The following is a 254-nucleotide window of genomic DNA, read 5'->3' as shown; positions in this document are numbered from 1 at the left end:
TCCCGCCGTACCTCTGCCCGCGGCGCGGTCGGCCAGTCGCGAGCGCACCTCGATCGAGTCGTACTGGGCGATCCCCCTCGCGACGGTCTGACCGGCGGGATCGCGCATCTCGATCACGTCGCCGAAGTGGAACAGCCCGTCGACGCCGGTCACACCCGCCAGCAGCAGCGAGCGCCGCGACCCGGTGACGGCACGCACCGCGCCGTCGTCCAGGATCACCGAGCCCCGCGCGTCGGCCGCGTGGCGGACCCAGA

1 protein-coding gene is annotated in these 254 nt (G+C 74.0%); it reads right to left on the bottom strand.

Annotated features, from left to right (window positions below; translation table 11 throughout):
- Window positions 1-254 (bottom strand): PUA domain-containing protein (locus tag G6019_RS16780; protein WP_309230356.1); only part of this gene is annotated, 254 nt, incomplete at both ends.

The sequence above is a fragment of the Dietzia sp. DQ12-76 genome, from assembly GCF_014145045.1.
Taxonomy (GTDB): domain Bacteria; phylum Actinomycetota; class Actinomycetes; order Mycobacteriales; family Mycobacteriaceae; genus Dietzia.
Note: the sequence above shows the minus strand (reverse complement) of the source record. Positions and strands in the feature narration are given on the sequence as shown.